The following is a 23402-nucleotide window of genomic DNA, read 5'->3' on the forward strand; positions in this document are numbered from 1 at the left end:
GGGGATCAGTGAAGAAGTTCTTCGCCGTCGCGATGACGGCTGCCTTCGTCCTGCCTTCGGCGGCCGTGTCCGCCGCCGCGCAGGGCGAGACGATCACCGTCGAGGGTCTGTTCTACATCGACCGGAACGGCGACAACGCCTTCACCGCCGGGGAGAACGTCCGGGCCGGCGGGCCGGGGGTCCAGATCCGGGTCCAGGGCACCAACGAGCTGGTCGGCACCTTCCCGACCGGTCCGGACGGCCGCTACCGCGCCGTGCTGCCCAAGGGCCCGAAGTACGTCACCAGCAGCCTGGAGAAGGACTACTCCAGCACCAGGCTCGGACACGACGCGTCCGAGTCCAGGACCGACGCCGACTACCCGCTGCGCGGCTACTTCCTCAACGGCGTGACCTTCGTCGACACCAACGGCGACGGTGTGAAGCAGGCCGAGGAGAAGACCCACGGCGGCAAGGTGAAGGTGACCGGTCAGGTCCACTCCGGCGCGCAGTTCAGCGGCGAGGCCCAGGCCGGCCCGGACGGCGCCTACCAGCTCGACCTCCCGTTCGGTGCCCTCACGCTGACCGCGCCGGACCTCACGAAGGACGGCCTGGCGCTCGCGAAGCCGAGGACGGCCTCGGACGTCGACTGGGTCTCCGGCACGACCGCCCTCGTCGGCGCCGACAACCGCGAGGTCCGGGCCGACGTGCGGTACGTCGAGGCCAGGGCCGACATCGCGCTGTCCGCGTCCGTCGTGCCCGCCAAGGACTCCTACGTCCTCGGCGAGCAGGTCGACGTCAAGCTGACGCTCGCGAACAAGGGCAACGTGCCGGTCGTCCCGTCCGTCGTCATGGCGGAGTTCGTCGCGAAACTGGTGTCGCACAGCGACAACATCAAGCTCATCAACGGTCGCGACGACGAGTTCGAGACCGTCGCGAAGATCCTGCCGGGCGAGCAGGCGGACGTCGTGCTCAAGGTCGAGCTGAACGACCTCACGTTCGACAAGGTGCAGCCGATCGTGCGCTTCAACTTCGGCAACCTGCAGGACGTCGACCGCAAGAACAACGTCCTGCTGCCGCCGATCGCCGTCAAGGTCGTCGAGAAGGGCACCACCGCTCCGACGACGTCGACCTCGCCGTCGCAGAGCGCCGTGCCGACCACGACCGCTCCGGCCGTCGCCAAGGCGGGCAACGGGTCCGGCCTCGCGTCCACGGGCGCGTCGGTGTTCGGTCCCCTGGCACTGGGCGCGGTGCTGCTGGCGGTCGGTGCCTCGGCGTTCTTCGTGGCACGCCGCCGCCGGTCCTGACCACTTAGGACCCGCCACGGCTAGGCTGCGGCATGGGCATCTTGGTGCATGTGCTGCTGACCGCCGTGGCGGTCTGGGTGTCGACCGCCCTCCCCGGCATCGACCTGGGCGAGGGCTCCACCGGCTCGAGAATCCTCACGCTGATCGGCGTCGCCGTGATCTTCGGCCTGGTCAACGCGATCGTGAAGCCGCTGGTGAAGTTCTTCGGCTGCCTGTTCTACCTGCTCACGCTCGGCCTGATCGGGCTCGTCGTGAACGCGCTGCTGTTCATGCTCACCGGGTGGCTGGCCGAGCAGCTCGACCTGCCGTTCCGCGTCGACGGCTTCTGGCCCGCGTTCTGGGGCGCGATCATCGTCGCCCTGACCGGCTGGGTGCTGAACGTGGTCTACGACAAGATCACCGACAACGACTAGTCGCACCAACGGGAAGGCCCTCGGTCCACAACGGACCGAGGGCCTTTTCGCTTGCCGCGGCTACGCCTTCGCCTTGTCCTCGTCCGGCAGCGGCGTGCCGGTCGGGACCTCGTCGGTCGGCGTGTCCTTCTTCTCCGTGCCGCGGCGGACGGACTCCAGCAGCATCTGCGCCACGTCCACCACCTCGACGTGCGCACCGGCCTGGCCGTCGGACTGCCGCGCGGTCACGCCGTCCGTCAGCATCACGCGGCAGAACGGGCAGCCGGTCGCGATCTTCGACGGCGCGGTGCCCAGCGCCTCGTCCACGCGGTCGAGGTTGATGCGCTTGCCGATCCGCTCCTCCATCCACATGCGGGCGCCACCGGCACCACAGCACATGGAGCGCTCTTCGTGCCGCGGCATCTCGCGCAGCTTCGCGCCCGACGCCCCGATCAGCTCACGTGGTGCCTCGTAGACCTTGTTGTGGCGGCCCAGGTAGCACGGGTCGTGGTACGTGACGTCCTCGGTGACCGGCGCGACCGGCACCAGGCGGCGTTCGCGCACCAGCTTGTTGAGCAGCTGCGTGTGGTGCACGACCTCGTACGTGCCGCCGACCGACGGGTACTCGTTGGCCAGCGTGTTGAAGCAGTGCGCGCACGTGACGACGATCTTGCGCTGACCGGCGGGCCGGTCCTCGAACACCGAGTTGAGCACCTCGACGTTCTGCTGTGCGAGCATCTGGAACAGGAACTCGTTGCCGGCGCGGCGGGCCGGGTCACCGGTGCAGGTCTCCTCCGGGCCGAGCACGGTGTACTTGACGTCCGCGGTGTGCAGCAGCTCGGCGACGGCGCGCGTGGTCTTCTTCGCGCGGTCCTCGAACGCACCGGCGCAGCCGACCCAGAACAGGTACTCCGCGTCGCCCAGCTCGCCGTCGAACACCGGCACCTCGAAGTCGAGGCCCTCGGTCCACGCCAGGCGGTCCTTGGCGTTCTGGCCCCACGGGTTGCCCTTGTTCTCCAGGTTCTTGAACATCCCGCCGAGCTCGGTCGGGAAGTTCGACTCGATCAGCACCTGGTAGCGGCGCATGTCGACGATGTGGTCGACGTGCTCGATGTCGACCGGGCACTGCTCGACGCACGCGCCGCAGGTCGTGCAGGACCACAGCACCTCGGGGTCGATGACGCCCAGCTCGTCCGGGCCGCCGACCAGCGGGCGCTCGGACTCGGCCATCGCCAGCACGTCGATCGACTCGAGGCGCTTCTTGTAGTCCTCGTACTTGTCCTCGGTCAGGCCGACCTCGTCACCGGCCATGTCGCGCGAGCCGCCGGCCAGCAGGTACGGCGCCTTGGCGTAGGCGTGGTCGCGCAGCTGCGTGATGACCAGCTTGGGCGACAGCGGCTTGCCGGTGTTCCAGGCGGGGCACTGCGACTGGCAGCGGCCGCACTCGGTGCAGGTGGAGAAGTCGAGCCAGCCCTTCCAGCTGAAGTCCTCGACCTTGCCGACGCCGAACACGTCCTTGTCCGGGTCGGCCTCTTCCAGGTCGAGGACCTTGCCGCCGGACATCATCGGCTTCAGCGCGCCGAGGGCGACGCCACCGTCGTCCTCGCGCTTGAAGTAGATGTTGAAGAACGCCGAGAAGCGGTGCCAGGCGACACCCATCGTGAGGTTCCGGCCGACGACGACCAGCCAGATCATGCCGCTCAGCAGCTTGACCAGCGCCATCACCGACACCCAGATGGGCGCGGCGGGCAGGATCTGCGCGAGCGGCTGCGTCACGAACGACGTCCACAGCGGCGCGGACTCGAGGCCGCTCGACTGCTTGAACGCCTTCACCATGAGGATGCCGATGCCCTCGATGATGACGACGGCCTCGACGAAGTAGGCGGACTTGAAGTCCGAGCCCTGGAAGCGGGAGACCCGGTCGGCGCGGCGCGGGTGGTTGCGCTGGCGGATGACCGCGAGGGCCACACCACCGACGACGGTGCCGAGACCCAGCAGCTCGATCAGCAGCAGCCAGACCGACCACGTGCCGATGACCGGCCAGTGGAAGTGCGGGTCGAACACCTCGCCGTACGCCTCGAACAGCACCGCGGAGCCGATGAGGAAGCCCCACATCACCATCCAGTGCCAGGGGGCGACCGAGCGGAACTTCGCCATTCTGGTGTGCGCGACGAACTCGACGATCATCGTCTTCATGCGCGGCACGAACGGCCCGAAGCGGGTGCCGTCCGGCTGGCCGAGCCGGATGATCTTGATCTGCTTCAGCACCCCGGCGACGAACACGCCCCAGGCGACGACGCTCACCGCCACGGCGACGAGTCCGAGAACCAGCTGGAGGGTCATGGCGGGAGTCTAGGCCACGTTACTGATCAGTAACCACTTGGACGTGGCCGGTGTCTCGTCACGTACCGGTCAAGTAGCCAGAAGTTGATCAAAAACTTATGGAACACTTGTTCAGGTAGTTGGTCTGAGACCCCGGAGGTCGCCGTGCTGTACCTGTACCTCGCCGCGGCGATCGTGGGCGAGATCGCCGCCACCGTGTCGTTGAAACTGTCCGAGGGCTTCAGCAGACTCTGGCCGTCCGTGGTGGTCGTCGTCGGCTACGCCATCGCCTTCACCGCACTTTCGCGCGCGTTGAAGTTGGGTATGCCCGTGGGCGTCGCGTACGCCGTATGGTCTGCCATCGGTGTCGCTGCCGTCGCCGTCATCGGCTGGAAGTTCCTCGGCGAAACGCTCAACCCCACGATGGTCGTCGGGCTGGCCCTGATCATCGGAGGCGTGGTGACGCTCGAACTCGGGAGGACGCACTGACCGCGGTAGTGGAGTTCCAGAAGGTCGACGGCCGCAAGGCGCGCGGCGAGAAGAAGCGGCGCGCCATCGTCGAGGCCACCCTGCGCGTGATCGAACGCGACGGCGTCACCGGCGTGACCCACCGCAGCGTCGCCCGTGAGGCCGGCGTGCCGACGACGGCGCCCACCTACTACTACGCGACGCTCGACGACCTGCTGATCGCCACGCTGCTGTGGTCCGCCGAGGAACTGTGCGACGAGATGCTGCACGTCGTCGCGACCGGCAGCGCGCGGGAGATCGCCCAGTGCCTGGCACAGGCCGTCGACGAGCACCGCGGCCGCACGCTCGCCGAGTACGAGCTGTACCTGCTGGCGGGCCGCCGTCCCGAGCTCAAGCCCGCCGCGCGCCGGTGGCTCGACCTGGCCGTGGAGCTCGCGAGGCCCGCGGACCCCACCGGGTTCCGGGCGTTCCTCGCGGCGATCGACGGACTGCTCATCCAGGGGCTGATCGCCGACGTCGCCCCGAACGAGGCCGAGCTGGAGCCAATCGTGTCCTTCTTGATCCGCGGTCGCGACGAACTCACGGCCGCCCCGCGGGAAGAATGAGGCCATGAGGTTCGCGCGAGAGGTGTCCGGCATCAGCCACGGGGTGAGCCTGGGGCTGCTCGCCGCGCTGTACGTGCGCGACTCGCTGGCGTTGTCGGTCGACGTCGAACCGCACGTGCCGGGCCTGGAGCCGTCGCTGCCGGTGCAGGTGCCGCTCGGCACCGACCGCGCCGCCGTGACCGCCGAGTGGCCGGGCTGGTGGGCGGACGCGCTGGACGCGTGCACGCACGGCGTCGAACCCCCGGCCCCCGAGGACGCCGCGGCGTTGCTGACCAGGCCCGCCAGCCGTGCCGCCGTGCTCGCGCTGAAGCCCGGCATCGAGCAGTTGCACCGCGTGCAGAGCCCCGCCGCGCTGCCGATCGGCGACGTGCTGCGCGGCATCGAGTCGCGCATCGGCCGGTGGGCGCAGAGCGTGGAGCTGCACATCGCCGAGGTGCCGGTCGACGGCCTGCTGTGGGAACGCATCGCGCCCGCGCACGTGCTGGCGTCGACCCGCTTCCTGAACGACCCGGCCCGCACGGCTCCCGCGTTGCGCGCGGTGCTGGAGGAGCTGGCCTGAGGGGGTAGGGAGAACCCCACCCCTGCTCCGGGGGCTTGCAGCCGTGTCGCCGAGCCCCGCCGCCTCTACTTTTGAGGTCATGATGAGGACGGCGCTGGCGGCGTTGGTGGTGGGGGCGGTGCTCACGGTGTCGGCCTGTGGCATCCGCATCGTGAAGTACGAGTTCTCCGACGACCACGTGGTCGCGGAGAAGTTCAGCTCGGTCAAGGTCCGCAGTGACGACGACGCCGGGGACGTGACGATCCGGTACCAGCAGGGGCTGACCGAGACGAAGATCCACCGCCGGGTCGAGCACACGAAGAACACCAAGCCGTCGGGCGTCGCGCACCGCGTCGAGGGCGACACGCTGGTGCTCGACGGGTGCGGCCGGGACTGCGAGATCAACTACGAGGTCCTGGTCCCGGACGAGAAGATCACCGTGCAGGGCTCGACGGGGTCCGGCGACGGCATCTTCGACGGCGTGGCCGGGGTCGACTACCGGACGGGGTCCGGCAACCTCAAGATCCAGGACGTCCGGGGGGACGTCCGGGTCAGCTCGGGATCGGGCGACGTCGACGCCGCCGGGGTCGGCGGAAGCCTGATCGTGGAGGTCTCCTCGGGCAACATCACGCTCGACGCGATCAAGGGCAAGGCGACGCTCCTCACCCACTCCGGTGACATCAACGGCACCGCGATGGAGAACGACATCACGGCCGACGCCTCCTCGGGCAACATCGCCCTGACGCTGCTCTCGGAGCGACCGGTGCGGGCGAACTCCGGATCCGGCGACATCCTCCTGCGGGTGCCGGGCGGTCCGTTCAAGATCCTCGGGCAGTCGGGCAGCGGTGACCGGCGGATCAACGTGCCGACCGATCCGTCGGGGAAGACCGAGCTGCTGCTCGACACCGGGTCGGGGGACGTCCGCGTCGTGGGCATCTAGACCAGGGACTGTGTCGAGGGCCACTCCACAAGGGGTGGCCCTCGGTGCGTTCTGAGGGAACAACGGGACCTTCCCGGCCGTTGAGCCAGTCAGAAAGCTTGAGTCGGGTAGGCTCAAGGTTGGGTGAGATGGCAAACTTGAGCCAGCAACGCTCAACAAGTACTAGCGGAAGGAACTCCAATGGCGCGTGCAGTCGGCATCGACTTGGGGACGACCAACTCCGTCGTCGCCGTTCTCGAGGGCGGTGAGCCGACGGTCATCGCCAACTCGGAGGGCTCGAGGACGACCCCGTCCATCGTCGCGTTCGCCAAGAACGGCGAGGTCCTCGTGGGTCAGCCCGCGAAGAACCAGGCCGTCACCAACGTCGACCGCACGATCCGCTCGGTCAAGCGCCACGTCGGCACGACCTGGCAGACCGACGAGATCGACGGCAAGAAGTACACCTCGCAGGAGATCAGCGCGCGTGTGCTGATGAAGCTCAAGCGCGACGCCGAGGCGTACCTGGGCGAAGAGATCACCGACGCGGTCATCACCGTCCCCGCCTACTTCGAGGACGCGCAGCGCCAGGCCACCAAGGAGGCCGGCCAGATCGCGGGTCTCAACGTGCTCCGCATCGTCAACGAGCCGACCTCCGCCGCTCTGGCGTACGGCCTCGACAAGGGCGAGAAGGAGCAGACCATCCTGGTCTTCGACCTCGGTGGCGGCACGTTCGACGTCTCGCTGCTCGAGCTCGGCGACGGCGTGGTCGAGGTCCGCGCGACCTCCGGTGACAACCACCTCGGTGGCGACGACTGGGACCAGCGCGTCGTCGACTGGCTGGTCGAGCGCTTCAAGCAGGCCAACGGCATCGACCTGACCAAGGACAAGATGGCCCTGCAGCGGATCCGCGAGGCCGCTGAGAAGGCCAAGATCGAGCTGTCCAGCTCGTCGCAGGCGTCGATCAACCTGCCGTACATCACGGTCGACGCGGACAAGAACCCGCTGTTCCTCGACGAGACGCTGTCGCGCGCCGAGTTCCAGCGCATCACGTCCGACCTGCTCGAGCGCACCCGCGCGCCGTTCAACAACGTGATCAAGGACGCCGGCGTCTCCGTCGGCGACATCGACCACGTCGTGCTCGTCGGTGGCTCGACCCGCATGCCCGCCGTCGCGGAGCTCGTCAAGGAGCTGACCGGCGGCCGCGAGCCCAACAAGGGCGTGAACCCGGACGAGGTCGTCGCCGTCGGCGCCGCCCTGCAGGCCGGTGTCCTCAAGGGTGAGGTCAAGGACGTCCTGCTGCTCGACGTCACCCCGCTGTCCCTCGGCATCGAGACCAAGGGCGGCATCATGACCAAGCTGATCGAGCGCAACACCACGATCCCGACGAAGCGCTCCGAGACCTTCACGACGGCGGACGACAACCAGCCGTCCGTGCAGATCCAGGTCTTCCAGGGCGAGCGCGAGATCGCGGCCCACAACAAGAAGCTCGGCATGTTCGAGCTGACCGGCCTGCCGCCCGCCCCGCGTGGCGTGCCTCAGATCGAGGTCACCTTCGACATCGACGCGAACGGCATCGTCCACGTGTCTGCGAAGGACCTGGGCACCGGCAAGGAGCAGTCGATGACGATCACCGGTGGCTCCGCGCTGCCGAAGGACGACATCGACCGCATGGTGAAGGACGCCGAGGCCCACGCGGAGGAGGACAAGCGCCGCCGCGAGGAGGCCGAGGTCCGCAACCAGGCCGAGACCCTGGTCTACCAGACGGAGAAGGTCGTCAAGGAGAACGACGACAAGCTCCCGGCCGAGATCAAGGACAAGGTCAACGCCGCGATCACCGAGGCGAACGAGGCGCTCAAGGGCACCGACATCGCCGCCATCAAGGCCGCGGTGGAGAAGCTCGCGACCGAGTCGCAGGCCATCGGCCAGGCGATCTACGCCAACGCCCCCGGTGCCCCCGGCGCCGAGGCCCCTGGTGCTGACGCGCCGGGTGCCGCGGGTGCGGGCGCCAAGAAGGACGACGACGTCGTCGACGCCGAGATCGTGGACGAGGACGAGAAGAAGTGACCGAACCGAGGCATGCCGCCCCTGACGAGGAGCAGCCTCAGGTCGTCGTGAACGACCGGCGCCGGATCGACCCCGAAACGGGCGAGGTCCGGCCGCCGGCCCACGCGGCACCCGAGGAAGGCGCTGCTCCGGTTTCCGAAGAGCCCCTGGTCGCCGAGGTCGTGGACGAGGTGGCCGCCGAGCTGAAGACCCAGCTCGACGAGCGCACCGCCGACCTGCAGCGGCTCACCGCCGAGTACGCGAACTACCGCAAGCGGGTGGAACGCGACCGCGAAGCGGTGATCACCAACGCGAAGGCGTCCGTCGCCTCCGAGCTCCTCTCGGTGCTGGACGACATCGAGCGGGCCGCCGCCCACGGCGACCTCACCGGTGCGTTCAAGGCGGTCGCGGACAAGCTCGTCTCCACCTTGCAGAAGTCGGGCCTGGAGCCGTTCGCGCACGAGGGCGAGGCGTTCGACCCGTCGGTGCACGAGGCCGTGCAGCACAGCACGTCCCCGGACGTCGACGGACCGACCGTGACCGCCGTCCTGCGCCGCGGCTACACGTTCGGCGAGAAGCTCGTCCGGCCCGCGCTCGTCGCGGTGACCGACCACGAGCCCGCCGCCGCGGCCCCGGCCGAAGACGCCTAGTACCGCGACCGGCAACCGCCGCCGCGTCTTCCGGCGCCCAGCAGGGCGCCTCGCGGCCCCGGCCCCACGTCCACGGCCGAACCAGGCCGAGGACGGGGGCCGGCACCGCGACGCACCCGTCTGAACACCGAAACACGAGGCAAGGCTGCCGGTCACGGCACAGGGAAAGGAGGAGACGTCCGGTGAGTCAGAGGGACTGGATCGAAAAGGACTTCTACCGCGAGCTGGGCGTCTCCTCAGAGGCGACCGCGGACGAGATCAAGAAGTCGTACCGCAAGCTCGCCCGCGAGCTGCACCCCGACGCGAACCCCGGTGACGCCAAGGCCGAGGCCCGCTTCAAGGCGGTCTCCGAGGCCTACGGCGTCCTGTCGGACCCGGCCAAGCGCAAGCAGTACGACGAGGCCCGCCGCCTGTTCGCGGGTGGTGGCGGTTTCCCGGGCTCCGGTGGCTTCGGCTCCGGTGGCTTCGACGTCAACGACCTGTTCGGCCGTGCCGCGCAGGGCACCGGTGGCGGCGGCCTGGGCGACCTGCTCGGCGGCCTGTTCAACCGGCGCGGTGGCGCGTCGCCCGGCTCGGCCACGAGGCCGCGTCGTGGTGAGGACGTCGAGACCGACGTCCGCATCGACTTCACCGAGGCGGTGCAGGGGGCGACGGTGCCGTTGCGCCTGTCGTCGCCCGCCGCCTGCACCACCTGCAACGGCTCCGGCGCCAAGCCCGGCACCACGCCGCACACCTGCGCGACGTGTTCGGGCTCCGGCCTGGTCACGCGCTCGCAGGGCGCGTTCGCGTTCAGCGAGCCGTGCCGCGACTGCCGCGGCACCGGCAAGATCATCGACGACCCGTGCCCCGAGTGCGGTGGCGACGGCGTCAGCACCCGCACCCGCACGCTGACCGTGCGGATCCCGTCGGGCGTCGACGACGGCCAGCGGATCCGCCTTGCGGGACAAGGCGAACCGGGGCGCAACGGTGGTCCGAACGGTGATCTGTTCGTGCGCGTGCACGTCAACCCGCACAGCGTGTTCGGCCGTCAGGGCAACGACCTGACGCTGACCGCGCCGATGACCTTCCCCGAGCTCGCGCTCGGAACGACGTTGACCGTGCCGACGCTCGACGGCAAGGTGACCTTGAAGGTGCCCGCGGGCACGTCCTCCGGGCGGGTGCTGCGGGCGCGGGGCAAGGGGATCACGAAGCGGGACGGGACCGCGGGCGATCTCCTGATCACCCTGGAGGTCGCCGTGCCGAACAACCTGTCGTCGGAGGCCCGCAAGGCCCTCCAGGCGTACGCCGACGTGACGACCGACCACGACCCGCGCGGTGACCTGAACGCACTCCTTGAAGGGCGGTGAGTTCGGTGGGTTTTCCGTTCCCTCCCGGGACTGATGAAGACACGCCGTTCTTCGTGATCTCGGTGGCGGCCCAGCTGTCGGGCCTGCACGCCCAGACCCTGCGGTCCTACGACCGGATGGGCCTGGTGTCGCCGGGCCGCACGTCCGGTGGCGGCCGCCGCTACTCGATGCGCGACATCGTGCTGCTGCGCGAGGTCCAGCGCCTCTCGCAGGACGAGGGCGTCAACCTCGCCGGCATCAAGCGGATCATCGACCTGGAGAACCAGGTCGACGCCCTGCGCTCCCGCGTGGCCGAGCTCCAGCAGGAACTCGCGCAGGCGTTGGCGGCAGCCGACTCCACGGCCGCCGCCGTGCACGCCTCCTACCGGCGCGACCTCGTGCCGATCCGGCAGGAGACCGCGCTCGTCGTGTGGAAGCCGAAGCCGCGCAAGTGATCGAGCGGCTGTACGAGGTCTTCGCGACGCCGCGTCCGGGCGTGGTCGACTTCTGCGACCACTGCGTGGACGCGGCGAACGTCACGCCGTTCACCACGGTTCCGTTGCGCCACTTGACTTCCGACCAGGTCGGGAAGTTCTGGCTGAAGTCCGGGACGATCGGCGACGAGATGTTCGTGCGCTACCTGCTCCCGCGCGTGATGGAGCTGATCGCACTCGGTGAGCTGGAGGCGGACTTCTTCTGGCTCCGGCTCGTCGCCGAGGCGTACGAGCAGGGCGACCCGCGCGAACAGGCGGCCGTGCGCGAGTACTTCCTCGCCACGCCGGTCGCGTTGGCCGGGCTGGTGCGCGAGGGCCCGAAGGCCGGACCGCTCACCGAGTGGTGCCGCACGCCGGAAACGCTGGCCGTGCTGGAACGAGCGGCACTGAACCAGCCCGATCCCAGCGGTGCGCTCTCCGACGCGCACGCCGAGCTCGAAGCTCACCTCTCGTCGAAGTAGAACCCGGACTCCAGGTCTTCCAGGAGGCCGGGTTCCTCCGGTTCCCAGCCCAGCAACGACTTCGTGCGCTCGGCCGAGGTCGGCGCGTCCCGCGAGACCATGAACGCGAGCGGGCCGAAGTGCTCCTGCGCCCGTTCCTCCGGGATGCCCTCGACCGGCACGCCCAGCTTCCGGCCGATGACCTCGGCGATCTCCTTCATGGTGATGGCCTCCTCGCCCACCGCGTGCAGCACCGAGCCCGCCGGCGCCTTCTCGGCCGCGAGCCGGTAGAGCCGTGCCGCGTCCCGCGTGTGCCCGGCGGACCAGCGGTTCGAGCCGTCCCTGGGGTAGCCGGACACGCCGGTGGCGCGGGCGGTCCTGATCAGGATCGGGATGAAGCCGGCCGTGTCCAGTTCACTGTGGACGGTCGGCGGCAGCACGACGACCGAGCCGCGGACGCCCTGCGCGTCGATGATCGCGTTGCGCGCGGCGCCGCGCGGGCCCTCGCTGGGGATCCGCTCCTCCTCGGTGGCCGTGCGGCCGAGGCCGGAGTAGGACAGCGTGCCCGCGGTGCCGACCAGCGCCTTGCCGGTGCCCGCCAGCTCGTCGAGGAACGCGCGGACCACGGCGAGGTCGGCGTCCGAGGCGCCCTGGTAGTCGCCCGCGTACATCTCCTCGTGCTTGAACGCCAGGTGGATCACGGCGTCCGCCTCGGCGGCGCCCTTGCGCAGCCCGTCGAGGTCGTCGAGGTCACCGCGCTGAACGGTGACGCCCTGGGCCTCGAGCTTGGCGGCGGACGCGTCGGAGCGGGCCAGCCCGACGACCTCGTGCCCTGCCCCGAGCAGTTCCGGCACCAGCGCTGAACCGACGTGGCCGCTGGCACCCGTGACGAAGACCTTCATGTGCTTGTCCTTCGAAGTGATGGGACTTGGTCTCATCAACCGTAGCAGAGTGATGGGACTTAGTCTCGTCACTTATGATGGGCGCATGGCTCGATGGGAACCGGACGCGCGGGAGCGGTTGGTGCGCGCCGCGCTCGACCTGTTCAGCGAGCAGGGGTACGAGAACACGGCGGTCGCGCAGATCGCCGAGCGCGCGGGGCTCACGAAGAGCACGTTCTTCCGGCACTTCCGCGACAAGCGGGAGGTGCTGTTCGGCGGTCAGGAGGTGCTGGCCGAGCTGATGGTCGGCGCGATCGCGGACACCCCTGCCGGGGCGGGGCCGCTGGTGGCGGTCGAGGCGGCCCTGGTGGCGACGGCGAAGACGTTCACGGACGAGCGCCGTGCGCACGGGCCGCAGCGGCTCGCGGTGATCGAGGGCAACGACGAGCTGCGCGAACGGGCCGCGTTGAAGATGGTCGGGTTCGCCATCGCGATGACGGACGCGCTGAAGCGGCGCGGGGTGCCGGAACTGGAGGCGGCCGTGGCCGCCGAGCTGGGCGTGCTGGCGTTCGACCGCGGGTACGGGCACTGGCTGGAGGCCGGCGGGGACTTCGGCGAGATCGCCCGCCGGACGCTCCGTGACGTGCGGGAGGCCGTGGCCTCCCTACAGCGAGCCGAGTAGCTCCTCGACCTCGGCGGCGATGCGGTCCAGCGCCTGCTCGTCGTCGTGCGCGGTGATCGCGCGGTCCATCCAGTCCGCGATCAACGGCATCTGCGCGGGCTTGAGGCCGCGGGTGGTGACGCCGGGCGTGCCGAGCCGGATGCCGGACGGGTCGAACGGCTTGCGCGTGTCGAACGGGACGGCGTTGTAGTTCAGCTCGATGCCCGCCCGGTCGAGCGCCTGCGCGGCCGGCTTGCCGCCGATCAGCTTCGACGTCAGGTCGATCAGCACCAGGTGGTTGTCCGTGCCGCCGGAGACCAGGTCGAAACCGCGCTCCAGCAACGCCTCCGCGAGCGCCTGCGCGTTCGCGACGATCGTGTGCGCGTACTCGCGGAACTCCGGCGTGGCCGCTTCCTTGAGCGCGACCGCGATCGCGGCGGTCGTGTGGTTGTGCGGACCGCCCTGCAGACCGGGGAAGACGGCGCGGTCGATCGCCTTCGCGTGGGCGGCGTCGGTGAGGATCATGGCGCCGCGCGGACCGCGGAGCGTCTTGTGCGTGGTCGTGGTGATCACCGGCGCGTGCCCGACCGGCGACGGGTGCGCACCGCCCGCGACCAGGCCCGCGATGTGCGCGATGTCGGCGACCAGGAGCGCGCCGACCTCGTTCGCGATGTCGGCGAACGCGGGGAAGTCGATGGTGCGCGGGATCGCCGTGCCCCCGCAGAAGATCACCTTCGGGCGCTCGACCTGGGCGAGCGTGCGGACCTCGTCCATGTCGACGCGTCCGGTCTCCTTGCGGACCTCGTACTGGACGCTGCGGAACCACTTGCCGGTGGCGGAGACGCTCCAGCCGTGCGTGAGGTGGCCGCCCATCGGCAGCGACATGCCCATCACGGTGTCGCCCGGCTGCAGGAACGCCAGGTAGACGGCGAGGTTCGCCGGGGAGCCCGAGTACGGCTGGACGTTCGCGTGGTCGACGCCGAAGAGCGCCTTCGCGCGGTCCTGCGCCAGCAGCTCGACCTGGTCGATGACCTGCTGGCCCTCGTAGTAGCGCTTTCCGGGGTAGCCCTCGGAGTACTTGTTCGTCAGCACCGAGCCTGTTGCCTCGAGCACGGCGGGCGAGACGTCGTTCTCGGACGCGATCATGCGCAGCTTGCTGGCCTGACGGCGTTCCTCGGCCTGGATGAGGGTGGCGATCTCGGGATCGACTTCGCGCAGCACGGCATCACTCCGTGCCGGGCACCCAGGCGTTCGGTGCGCTCGGCCGTCGCTTCCCGGTGGTCAGTTCCACCCTCGGCACGCCAGTCGCTTTCGACGTGCCGAGTTTAGTCCAGGGTGAACGGGTCGTACTTGATCCGGTCGAGCGGCGTTCCGGCGACCAGCATGCGGGACACCGTGGACCTGATCATGGCCGGGCTGCCGCAGACCAGGACGTCGCGGTCCTCCCACGCGCCGTAGCGGGTGACCACGTCGGCGAGGCTGCCCTGCTCGACACCCCGGACGCCGGGGTCCGACTCCAGCACCGGCACGACCGTGAGCCACGGGTTCGTGGTCGCGATGCGCTGCAGGTTGTCGAGGTCGTAGAGGTCCTCGCGGGTGCGGCCGCCGTAGAACAGGTGCACGCGCGGGTTCTCGCCGTACTGCGCCATCTCGTCGATGATCGCGTGCATCGGCGCGACACCCGTGCCACCGGCCACCATCAGGATGTCGGTCCCGGCCGTGCGGTCGACCGAGAGACGTCCCATGGGCGGTCCGATGCGCCACGTGTCACCGGCCTGCGTGTGGCCGACCACCGAGCGCGACACCCATCCGCCGTCCACGGACCGGATGTGGAACTCGATGACGCCGTCCTCGCGCGGTGCGTTCGCCGGCGAGAAGTACCGCCACAGGCGCTTGCGCTGCGGGGTCTCCACGCTGACGTACTGGCCGGCCTTGTAGTTGACCGGGTGGTCCGGCTGCAGGCGCACGACGGCGAGGTCCCACGAGACGCGCTGGTGGTCGAGCACCGTCGCGTGCCAGTACGCGGGCCCGTTGTCGGCGTCGGCCGCCTCCTGCATCGCCCTGGCCATGAGGGTGTAGGCCTCGGCCCACGCCATCTCGACCTTGGGCGTCCAGGCGGCGCCGGAGAACTTCTTCACCGCGGACAGCAGTGCCGTCCCCACCGCCTCGTAGTGGACGTTGATGACACCGAACTTGCGGTGGTCACGACCCAGCTGACGCAGGAAGGGGATGAGGTCGTCCGGGCGGTCGACCATCTGCACCACGTGCACGAGGGCGCGCAGCAGGCGGCTGCGTTGCACCTCCATGTTCGCGGGGAACATCTCGCGTGTGGCGGGCGAGAGCGAGAAGAGCATGCCGTAGAAGAACTTCGCCACTTCTTCGGCGTGCGGTTCCACCACCGCGAAGCTCTCCCGGATCATGCGCACCATCGCGGTGACGCCGGGCGGGGGCTCTCGGTGTGGCGGGGTTGGGATGGGGCTCAGCACAGCGTTCGCAGTCATGGTCCGCGCGCAGTCTCCACGTTCTCATTAGGGCGTTCTGGTGCGCCGGGTAGGGCGCGGTAGTTCCTCGTCAAGCATCCGTCCCCCGACAGGGTGGACAGTAACCCCTGTTCGAGCTGTTTGACTCCTTGATGCCACCTTCGAGCGAAGCATGGTCACTCTAGGTGAGTAGTTGTTACCGCAACAGTGTGAATGTGAGGGTCCGTCTGTACCGGGTTGCGTGCTTGCGTGCTTGGGTTGGCCGCGTGTCCCTGCCTGACTTGACTGAAACCACCTCACCCGACCGTGTCGAACTGCCTGGCTCACGGGGTGAGCACTACCTCCAATGTGCCCTGGAGACGTCCGATCGCGCCAGGCGCTTCTACTCGGATCAGGTCCTCGACCACCTCAACCCCGCGATGGCCGAGTTCGTCGGCCGGATGGAGATGGCGTTCATCTCGACCGCGGACGCGGACGGGGAGTGCGACTCCTCGCTGCGTGCGGGGCCTGCCGGGTTCCTCCGGGTGGTCGACTCGCGGACCGTCGTCTACCCCGAGTACCGGGGGAACGGGGTGATGGCGTCTCTCGGCAACATCATGGAAAACCCGCACATCGGGATGCTGATGCTGGACTTCACCGAGGACCTGATCGGGCTGCACGTGAACGGTCGTGCCCGGATCGCCCCTCGGGAGGAGTTCGAGGAGTTCGCCGGGGAGGACCGGCGGATCGAGCGGTGGGTCGTGGTGTCCGTGGAGGAGGCCTACATCCACTGCCGCAAGCACATCCCCCGGATGATCCCCGTGGACCGGATCCGGGACTGGGGGACGGATGACGTGAAGCGCAAGGGCGGCGACTTCTTCGAGGTGAAGGCCGGGAAGAAGGTCGCCGCGGAGGGGTGACCCGCCGCTCGTGGGAGCGGGCATCCTCCGGCCCGGCCACCGCTCCTGCCGTCCTGTCGAGCCCCGCTTCCGGCCTCGCCCGGACTCCGGCTCCGGTTCCGGCCCGCCTCCAGCGCCCTGCCCCACCCTGGGTGTGACCCATCAGCCACCGATTTAGTTGGCGTAGCTAACTATCTCCAGATATAGTTGTATGACATCAACTAATTACTGGAGGTGTGCCGGTTTTGAGTCGGCCCTCGTCGCATCGGGAGATCCTCGAAGCGCTTTCTGGCATCTGGGTGGCGCTGCTGGTCGCCATTCTCAGTTCCACCATCGTCTCGAACGCTCTCCCGACGATCCTCGCCGAGCTCAAGGGCACGCAGACCCAGTACACGTGGGTCATCACGTCGATGTTGCTCGCGTCCACGGCCAGCACGCCGCTGTGGGGAAAGCTCGCGGACCTGTTCGACAAGAAGAAGCTGCTCGAGACGGCGATCGTGCTGTTCGTCGTCGGTTCCGTGCTGTCGGGCTTCAGCCAGAACATGGAGCAGCTCATCGGGTTCCGGGTCGTCCAGGGGCTGGGGCTGGGCGGAGTGCAGGCGCTGGGGCAGGTCGTCGTCGGCGCGCTGCTGAGCCCGCGTGAACGCGGCAGGTACAGCGGCTACACCGGCATGGTGATCTCCGCCGGGACCGTGGGCGGGCCGCTGGTCGGCGGGTTCCTCGTCGACTGGCCCGGGTGGCGGTGGTGCTTCTTCGTCTGCGTGCCGCTGGCGCTGGTGGCGCTGGCCGTGCTGCACAAGACGCTGCACCTGCCGGTCAAGAAGCAGCACGTGAAGATCGACTACCTCGGTGCCACGCTGATCACCGGCGGGGTGAGCCTGGTGCTGATGTGGGTCTCGTTCGCCGGCAAGGACTTCGCGTGGATCAGCGCGGAGAGCGCGCTGTTCGTCGGTGGTGCGCTGCTGGCGCTGGTGGGGGCCTACTTCGTGGAGCGGCGGGCGTCCGCGCCGGTCATCCCGCTGCGCCTGTTCAAGAACCGGACCGTGGTGCTCGCGATGCTCGGTGGTGTGGCGGTCGGCACGGCCATGTTCGGGGCCTCGGTGTTCATGGGGCAGTACTTCCAGATCGCCCGCGGGTTCTCGCCGACCAAGGCCGGGTTGCTGACCGTGCCGCTCGTCCTGGGGCTGAGCGTCTCGTCGACGGTGAGCGGGCAGCTCATCGCGAAGAGCGGCCGGTGGAAGAGCTACCTGGTCTGGGGCTCGTTCTCGCTGGTCGCCGGCCTGGCGTTGCTCGGGACGATCGACCACACGACGAACCTCGTGCTGATGGGCGCCTACCTGGCGCTGGTCGGTGTCGGGGTGGGGCTCACCATGCAGAACCTGGTGCTGGCCGTGCAGAACGGCGTCGGGATGGCCGATCTCGGGGCGGCCAGCTCCACGGCCACGTTCCTGCGGTCGCTGGGCGGGACGGCGGGCGTCTCGGTGCTCGGGGCCGTGCTCGCGGCCCAGGTGAGCACGACGACGCTCGACGCCGGCTCCCTCTCCCCGGCGGTGCGTGCCTCCTACGGTGACGCGATGGGCGAGCTGTTCCTCATCGCCGCCGGGCTCGCCGTGTTCACGGTCGTCGCGGTGCTGCTGATCAAGGAACAGCCGCTGCGGGACTCCGTGGACGACGACGAAGTTGTCACTCCAACGGGTTCTGGTGCACAGACGGTCGCGACTGAGCTCGACTCACCTGTGGATACTGACCAGCGGATTGTGGACAACTCCGCACCTGCTGTGGACAAGCTGTTGGTGCTTTCGAGTGATGCTGGTCAGGACGTCGCGGCTCGTTCGGCTGCGCTGCGTTCCACGCAGAACTCGTTGCCCTCCGGGTCGCGCAGGGTGACCCAGCCGGTGCCGTCCGGCCTGCGCTGATCGTCGAAGACCGTCGCGCCGATGCCCACCAGGCGTTCCACCTCCTCGTCGCGGGTGGCGTCGGTGGGCTGCAGGTCGAGGTGCAGCCGGTTCTTGAGTTCCTTGCCCTCGGGCACGTTGATGAACAGGTAGCGGATGCCGTTCGGCATCTCGATCAGCGACTCCGGGTCGCCGGGGTTGTCGTCGGGGTGCAGCGGCAGGCCCAGGACCTGGCTCCACCACGAGGCGAGCGCGTACGAGTCGCGCGTGTCGATCGTGATGCTGTGGATGATGGACGTCATGAGCCGATCTTCGCCTAGTCGGGCGTGTGATCTGAGCCGTTTTCAGGGTTGAGCGGAACAGACTCAACTTTTCTGACGTTGTGCGGGATGATGGTCCATGCTGGAGGCTGACCACGAGGTGGAGGAATGGACGCTTTCAACCCGACGACCAAGACGCAGCAGGCCGTTTCCGCGGCGGTGCAGGCCGCCACGCTGAACGGGAACCCCGACGTGGGCTCCGTGCACCTGCTCAGTGCACTGCTGGCGCAGACGGACGGGTTGACCGCGCCGTTGCTCGAGGCGGTGGGCGCCGACCCGGCGCAGGTGCGCAAGGAACTGGAGCAGCTCTCGCGCTCGTTGCCGAGCGCCTCCGGTTCGACCGTGTCCGCCCCGCAGCTCTCGCGCGACGCCGTGCGGGTGATCGGCAAGGCGCAGGAGCTCGCGACCGAGATGGGCGACGAGTACGTGTCGACCGAGCACCTGCTGGTGGGGCTCGCGCAGCACGGTGGCCAGGTGGCCGACCTGCTGCGGCGGCACGGCGCGACCCCGGACGCGCTGACCGAGGCCTTCGCGAAGGTGCGCGGGTCGGCGCGGGTGACGTCGGCCGACCCCGAGGGCACCTACAAGGCGCTGGAGAAGTACGGCGTCGACCTGACCGAACGTGCGCGCAAGGGCGAGCTCGACCCCGTGATCGGCCGTGACGCCGAGATTCGCCGGGTCGTGCAGGTGCTGTCGCGGCGCACCAAGAACAACCCCGTGCTGATCGGCGAGCCCGGCGTCGGCAAGACGGCGATCGTCGAGGGCCTGGCGCAGCGCGTCGTGGCCGGTGACGTGCCGGAGTCGTTGCGCGGCAAGAAGGTCGTGTCGCTCGACCTCGGCTCGATGGTCGCGGGCGCCAAGTACCGCGGTGAGTTCGAGGAGCGGCTCAAGGCCGTGCTGAAGGAGATCACCGACTCGGCCGGACAGGTCATCACGTTCATCGACGAGCTGCACACGATCGTCGGTGCGGGCGCGACCGGTGAGTCGGCGATGGACGCCGGCAACATGATCAAGCCGATGCTCGCCCGCGGTGAGCTGCGCATGGTCGGTGCCACGACCCTGGACGAGTACCGCGAGCACATCGAGAAGGACGCCGCCCTGGAGCGCCGCTTCCAGCAGGTGCTGGTCGGCGAACCGTCGGTGGAGGACACGGTCGGCATCCTGCGCGGCCTCAAGGAGCGCTACGAGGTGCACCACGGCGTGCGCATCACCGACGCCGCTCTCGTCGCCGCCTCGACGCTGTCCGACCGCTACATCACCGCGCGCTTCCTGCCGGACAAGGCCATCGACCTGGTCGACGAGGCCGCGTCCCGGCTGCGCATGGAGATCGACTCACGGCCCGTCGAGATCGACACCGTCGAACGCGCCGTGCGCCGCCTCGAGATCGAGGAGATGGCGCTCGCCAAGGAGTCCGACGCGGCGTCGGTCGAACGGCTGCACGCCCTGCGCGCCGAGCTCGCGGAGAAGCGCGAGGAGCTCTCCGCGCTGACGGCCCGCTGGCAGAACGAGAAGGGCTCCATCGACCGCGTGCGCGGCCTGAAGGAGCAGCTGGAGTCGTTGCGCGGTGAGTCCGAACGGGCCGAGCGCGACGGCGACCTAGGTCGTGCGGCCGAGCTGAGGTACGGCCGGATCCCCGAGCTGGAGAAGGAACTCGCTGTCGCCGCGGAGTCCACACAGGACGCCGCGATGCTCAAGGAGGAGGTCGGCCCGGACGACGTCGCGGACGTGGTGTCGGCGTGGACCGGCATCCCCGCGGGCAGGCTGCTGGAGGGCGAGACCGCCAAGCTGCTGCGCATGGAGGAGGAACTGGGCCGCCGCGTCGTGGGCCAGGCCGAGGCCGTGCGCGTCGTGTCGGACGCGGTGCGCAGGACGCGCGCTGGAGTCGCCGACCCGGACCGCCCCACGGGGTCGTTCCTGTTCCTCGGCCCCACCGGCGTCGGCAAGACGGAGCTCGCGAAGGCGCTGGCCTCGTTCCTGTTCGACGACGAGCGGGCGATGATCCGCATCGACATGAGCGAGTACTCCGAGAAGCACTCGGTGGCCCGCCTGGTCGGCGCGCCTCCCGGCTACGTCGGCTACGACCAGGGCGGCCAGCTCACCGAGTCGGTCCGCCGCCGCCCGTACTCGGTCGTGCTGCTGGACGAGGTCGAGAAGGCGCACCCGGACGTGTTCGACGTGCTGCTGCAGGTCCTCGACGACGGCCGCCTGACCGACGGCCAGGGCCGCACGGTCGACTTCCGCAACACGATCCTGGTGCTCACGTCCAACCTGGGTTCGCAGAACATCGTGAACCCGACGCTGACCGACGCCGAGCGCAAGGACGCCGTGCTCGCGGTGGTGCAGAGGCACTTCAAGCCGGAGTTCCTGAACCGGCTGGACGACGTCGTGGTCTTCCACGCGCTCGCCACCGAGGAGCTGACGTCCATCGTGGACATCCAGATCGCCCGGCTGGCGAGCCGCCTGGCGGCCCGTCGCCTGACGCTGGACGTCACGGCCGCGGCGCGCGACTGGCTGGCTCTGAACGGCTTCGACCCGATCTACGGGGCCCGGCCGCTGCGGCGGCTGGTGCAGTCGGCGATCGGCGACCAGCTCGCGAAGGAGCTGCTGGCCGGCGAGGTGCGGGACGGCGACACGGTGCGGGTCGACGTGCTGGACGACAACAGCGGTCTGATCGTGGGCCGCGCGGCGTGACGTTCGTGAGGTTCCAGGCGGCCCTGCCGGATCGGCAGGGCCGCTTCCTCGGCGTCTTCTCCCTGGTGAACGGCCTGGCGCGGCGTGAACGGCTGACGCCGGAACAGCACCTGTTCCGGCGTCTGAACAACGACTGGTACGACGCCAACTACACCGACCCGTCCACAGTGGATCCGTCCGTCTACCGGCGGCCGGACGCGGTGGCGTGGTTCCGGCCCACCTCGACGCACCTGCTCTCGCGGGTCACCGGCTACCTGGACCTGCTGGACGCGCACGGCGTCCCGTGGGTGCGGCTGGAGAGCGACGACCCCGGCCGGGTCGTCTACGAGGACGCCGACCAGGTCGTCGTGGTGCCGCACCCGTAGTCGGCGGATCCCGAGCAGCTGGTCGGGCGTGCGAGCGACGGCCTGCAGCGGCGAGATCCGCCGCGCGGCGTCGGCCCTCTTGACCTGAGGAAAGGCACGTCCCGGTCACGACGCGCGGAAGTGATCTTCGTTCCACGCCTCCGACCCACTAGGCTTCCCCTGTGGGCATACCGGCGTGGGTCTGGTTCACCGTCGCCGCGGTGGCGGGCGTGGCGGGGTTCGCCCTGCTCGCGACCGACCGGGCGCAACGAACCGCGCGTAATCGTGAACGGCGCCGTTGGGCTGCCCTGCGCGGCTGGCAGTTCGAGGAGACAGACCACGTGCTGCCGACCCGGTGGGAAGCCGGGGCCATCGCGTACTACGGCACGGGGCTCGCCCGTGACGTCGTCGCGGGCTCCACCTTCACCGCGGACGGCCGCAGGCAGGTCTACGTCCTCGACCACGAGACCGGCGGCAAGGTGAACTCCGTGCTCGTCGGCGTGCGCTGCCGCCGGGCGTTGTCGGTGGTGATCGAGCTGTGGCTGTCGACCGTGCCGTTCCAGCGCGACAACGACAAGATGCCGATGCCCGACCTGCTCGGGCCGGTCGGGTCGCGGTACGCGTTCGTCACGGACGTGCCGGCCGCTCGCAAGGTCATCACGCCGGACCTGATCGACGCCGCCGAGGAGATCGGTGGCGACGTCACGGTCGTCTGGATGGAGAACGACTGGGTGCTGGCCGCCGCGCCGCCCAACTCGTCGCCCGCGCGCCTCGAACGGCTGCTGCGCGACGTCGGTGAGCTCGCGGACGTCATCGACCCGTTCGACCCGGACCCCTCCGAGCGCGAGGACGAGCCGGTGGCCGAGGAGGACGAGGGCGGCGAGGTCTACCGCCCGTCGTTCGGCCGCAAGCAGCCCTGACCGACCCCTAACGGCCGCAGTCGCTTTCCGGTTACCGTGCGGTATGCCAACCGCACTGGTGACCGGATCGACCGTCGGGATCGGGGCCGCCTTCGCCCGCAGGCTCGCGGCGGAGGGGTATGACCTCGTGCTGGTCGCGCGCAACGCGCCCGCACTCGAGGAACTCGCGAAGAAGCTGCACGACCGCCACGGCGTAAACGTGGACGTCCTGCCCGCCGACCTGAGCGTCCACGAGGAGCGCCTCAAGGTCGAGGAGCGGCTGGCCGGCCAGGCCGTCGACCTGCTGGTCAACAACGCGGGCTTCGCGAACACCGGTGAGTTCTTCGACGCGGACGTCGAGAAGCTGCAGGCCCAGCTCGACGTCAACGTCGCCACGGTGCTGCGCCTGACCAGGGCCGCGCTGCCGGCGATGATCGCGCGCGGCAAGGGTGACGTGGTCAACGTGTCCAGCGTCGCGAGCTTCCTGCCCGGCCGCGGCACCAGCTACAGCGCCGACAAGGCGTGGGTGACGGCGTTCTCCGAGGGCATGGCCCTGGCGACCCAGGGCACCGGCGTGCGGGTCATGGCGCTGGCCCCCGGTTTCGTGCGGACCGAGTTCCACAAGCGCGCGCAGATCGACATGTCGAAGACGCCGAACTGGCTCTACGTCGACGCGGACAGGCTGGTCCACGACGGCCTGCGCGACCTGCGCCGCGGCAAGCCGCTGTCGATCCCGGGCGCGCAGTACAAGGCGATCGTGACGATCGCGGGGCTGCTGCCGAGGTCGCTCGTGCGCAGGATGGCGTCGCGGTTCGCGGGTGGCCGTGGGCGCACCTGACCGGGGTGTGCGAGGCTAGCGACCCGTGCGAACTGA

At 69.5% G+C, this 23402-nt stretch carries 23 protein-coding genes and 1 riboswitch; of the genes, 18 read left to right on the forward strand and 5 right to left on the reverse strand.

Translation table 11 applies throughout. The annotated features are described in order from the left end of the window. Positions 1-8 precede the first annotated feature (8 nt). A complete protein-coding gene (locus BMY74_RS21045) occupies positions 9-1283 on the forward strand; it encodes a hypothetical protein (RefSeq protein WP_089918546.1) in 1275 nt (424 codons plus the stop codon). Positions 1284-1315: 32 nt separating this feature from the next. Beyond that, on the forward strand, positions 1316-1696 hold the full coding sequence (locus BMY74_RS21050) for a phage holin family protein (RefSeq protein ID WP_089918548.1): 381 nt from the start codon (positions 1316-1318) through the stop codon (positions 1694-1696). A gap of 60 nt (positions 1697-1756) precedes the next feature. Here the strand turns inward: BMY74_RS21050 and BMY74_RS21055 are convergent, their stop codons facing one another. Next, complete coding sequence (locus tag BMY74_RS21055; RefSeq protein ID WP_089918549.1) at positions 1757-4018, reverse strand: (Fe-S)-binding protein; 2262 nt, start codon at positions 4016-4018, stop codon at positions 1757-1759. 144 nt (positions 4019-4162) lie between these two features. Between BMY74_RS21055 and BMY74_RS21060 the strand changes: the two genes are divergently transcribed. The 9 genes from BMY74_RS21060 (at position 4163) to BMY74_RS21100 (ending at position 11500) form a co-directional block, all read left to right on the forward strand. After that, positions 4163-4486 carry a DMT family transporter gene (locus tag BMY74_RS21060; protein ID WP_089918551.1) on the forward strand — a complete coding sequence of 108 codons (324 nt, stop codon included), beginning with the start codon at positions 4163-4165 and terminating at the stop codon, positions 4484-4486. 8 nt (positions 4487-4494) lie between these two features. Next, positions 4495-5070: a TetR/AcrR family transcriptional regulator gene (locus tag BMY74_RS21065; protein ID WP_089918553.1), complete on the forward strand. Its 576-nt coding sequence runs from the start codon at positions 4495-4497 to the stop codon at positions 5068-5070. A 4-nt stretch (positions 5071-5074) separates the two neighbouring features. Continuing rightward, positions 5075-5629, forward strand: coding sequence for a hypothetical protein (locus BMY74_RS21070; protein WP_089918555.1), 555 nt, complete (start codon positions 5075-5077; stop codon positions 5627-5629). 79 nt (positions 5630-5708) lie between these two features. After that, on the forward strand, positions 5709-6548 hold the full coding sequence (locus tag BMY74_RS21075) for a DUF4097 family beta strand repeat-containing protein (protein ID WP_089918557.1): 840 nt from the start codon (positions 5709-5711) through the stop codon (positions 6546-6548). Positions 6549-6728: 180 nt separating this feature from the next. Further along, entirely contained in the window at positions 6729-8591 is a 1863-nt protein-coding gene (dnaK, locus tag BMY74_RS21080) for a molecular chaperone DnaK (RefSeq protein ID WP_089918559.1), read from the forward strand. Continuing rightward, positions 8588-9220 (forward strand): nucleotide exchange factor GrpE, encoded by a 633-nt coding sequence (gene grpE, locus BMY74_RS21085; RefSeq protein ID WP_089918561.1) that lies wholly within the window; start codon positions 8588-8590, stop codon positions 9218-9220. The genes dnaK and grpE overlap by 4 nt, the downstream gene beginning before the upstream one ends. 182 nt (positions 9221-9402) lie before the next feature. Then, positions 9403-10566 carry a molecular chaperone DnaJ gene (dnaJ, locus tag BMY74_RS21090; RefSeq protein WP_089918563.1) on the forward strand — a complete coding sequence of 388 codons (1164 nt, stop codon included), beginning with the start codon at positions 9403-9405 and terminating at the stop codon, positions 10564-10566. 5 nt (positions 10567-10571) lie between these two features. Then, entirely contained in the window at positions 10572-11000 is a 429-nt protein-coding gene (locus BMY74_RS21095) for a heat shock protein transcriptional repressor HspR (RefSeq protein ID WP_089919078.1), read from the forward strand. After that, complete coding sequence (locus tag BMY74_RS21100; RefSeq protein ID WP_089918565.1) at positions 10997-11500, forward strand: hypothetical protein; 504 nt, start codon at positions 10997-10999, stop codon at positions 11498-11500. Before BMY74_RS21095 ends, BMY74_RS21100 begins: the two co-directional genes overlap by 4 nt. On the opposite strand, the gene BMY74_RS21105 is transcribed toward BMY74_RS21100, so the two are convergent. After that, positions 11482-12381, reverse strand: coding sequence for an SDR family oxidoreductase (locus BMY74_RS21105; RefSeq protein WP_089918566.1), 900 nt, complete (start codon positions 12379-12381; stop codon positions 11482-11484). The two genes, BMY74_RS21100 and BMY74_RS21105, sit on opposite strands and share 19 nt — an antisense overlap. 85 nt (positions 12382-12466) lie before the next feature. Between BMY74_RS21105 and BMY74_RS21110 the strand changes: the two genes are divergently transcribed. Continuing rightward, positions 12467-13042 (forward strand): TetR/AcrR family transcriptional regulator, encoded by a 576-nt coding sequence (locus BMY74_RS21110; protein ID WP_089918568.1) that lies wholly within the window; start codon positions 12467-12469, stop codon positions 13040-13042. On the opposite strand, the gene BMY74_RS21115 is transcribed toward BMY74_RS21110, so the two are convergent. Further along, complete coding sequence (locus BMY74_RS21115) at positions 13025-14242, reverse strand: serine hydroxymethyltransferase (RefSeq protein ID WP_089918569.1); 1218 nt, start codon at positions 14240-14242, stop codon at positions 13025-13027. The two genes, BMY74_RS21110 and BMY74_RS21115, sit on opposite strands and share 18 nt — an antisense overlap. A 13-nt stretch (positions 14243-14255) precedes the next feature. Further along, a riboswitch (ZMP/ZTP riboswitch) is annotated at positions 14256-14340 on the reverse strand. 6 nt (positions 14341-14346) lie between these two features. After that, entirely contained in the window at positions 14347-15450 is a 1104-nt protein-coding gene (locus BMY74_RS21120; RefSeq protein ID WP_089918571.1) for an FAD-binding oxidoreductase, read from the reverse strand. Between the two features lie 332 nt (positions 15451-15782). Between BMY74_RS21120 and BMY74_RS21125 the strand changes: the two genes are divergently transcribed. After that, entirely contained in the window at positions 15783-16400 is a 618-nt protein-coding gene (locus BMY74_RS21125; protein ID WP_342717527.1) for a pyridoxamine 5'-phosphate oxidase family protein, read from the forward strand. Between the two features lie 215 nt (positions 16401-16615). After that, complete coding sequence (locus BMY74_RS21130; RefSeq protein ID WP_483868410.1) at positions 16616-18295, forward strand: MDR family MFS transporter; 1680 nt, start codon at positions 16616-16618, stop codon at positions 18293-18295. Here the strand turns inward: BMY74_RS21130 and BMY74_RS21135 are convergent. Further along, on the reverse strand, positions 18193-18576 hold the full coding sequence (locus BMY74_RS21135) for a VOC family protein (RefSeq protein ID WP_089918577.1): 384 nt from the start codon (positions 18574-18576) through the stop codon (positions 18193-18195). The genes BMY74_RS21130 and BMY74_RS21135 overlap by 103 nt on opposite strands. 126 nt (positions 18577-18702) lie before the next feature. Between BMY74_RS21135 and clpB the strand changes: the two genes are divergently transcribed. The 4 genes from clpB to BMY74_RS21155 all read left to right on the forward strand — a co-directional run bounded on the left by clpB (position 18703) and on the right by BMY74_RS21155 (position 23366). After that, positions 18703-21285, forward strand: coding sequence for an ATP-dependent chaperone ClpB (gene clpB / locus BMY74_RS21140; protein WP_089918578.1), 2583 nt, complete (start codon positions 18703-18705; stop codon positions 21283-21285). Next, positions 21282-21650 (forward strand): hypothetical protein, encoded by a 369-nt coding sequence (locus BMY74_RS21145; protein WP_089918581.1) that lies wholly within the window; start codon positions 21282-21284, stop codon positions 21648-21650. Before clpB ends, BMY74_RS21145 begins: the two co-directional genes overlap by 4 nt. Positions 21651-21811: 161 nt before the next feature. After that, positions 21812-22549, forward strand: a complete 738-nt coding sequence (locus BMY74_RS21150; RefSeq protein WP_089918583.1) for a type III secretion system chaperone family protein — start codon at positions 21812-21814, stop codon at positions 22547-22549. A 43-nt stretch (positions 22550-22592) separates the two neighbouring features. Then, on the forward strand, positions 22593-23366 hold the full coding sequence (locus BMY74_RS21155) for an SDR family NAD(P)-dependent oxidoreductase (RefSeq protein ID WP_089918585.1): 774 nt from the start codon (positions 22593-22595) through the stop codon (positions 23364-23366). Positions 23367-23402 lie beyond the last annotated feature (36 nt).

Source organism: Lentzea albida (genome assembly GCF_900111005.1).
GTDB classification, from domain to species: Bacteria; Actinomycetota; Actinomycetes; order Mycobacteriales; family Pseudonocardiaceae; genus Lentzea; species Lentzea albida.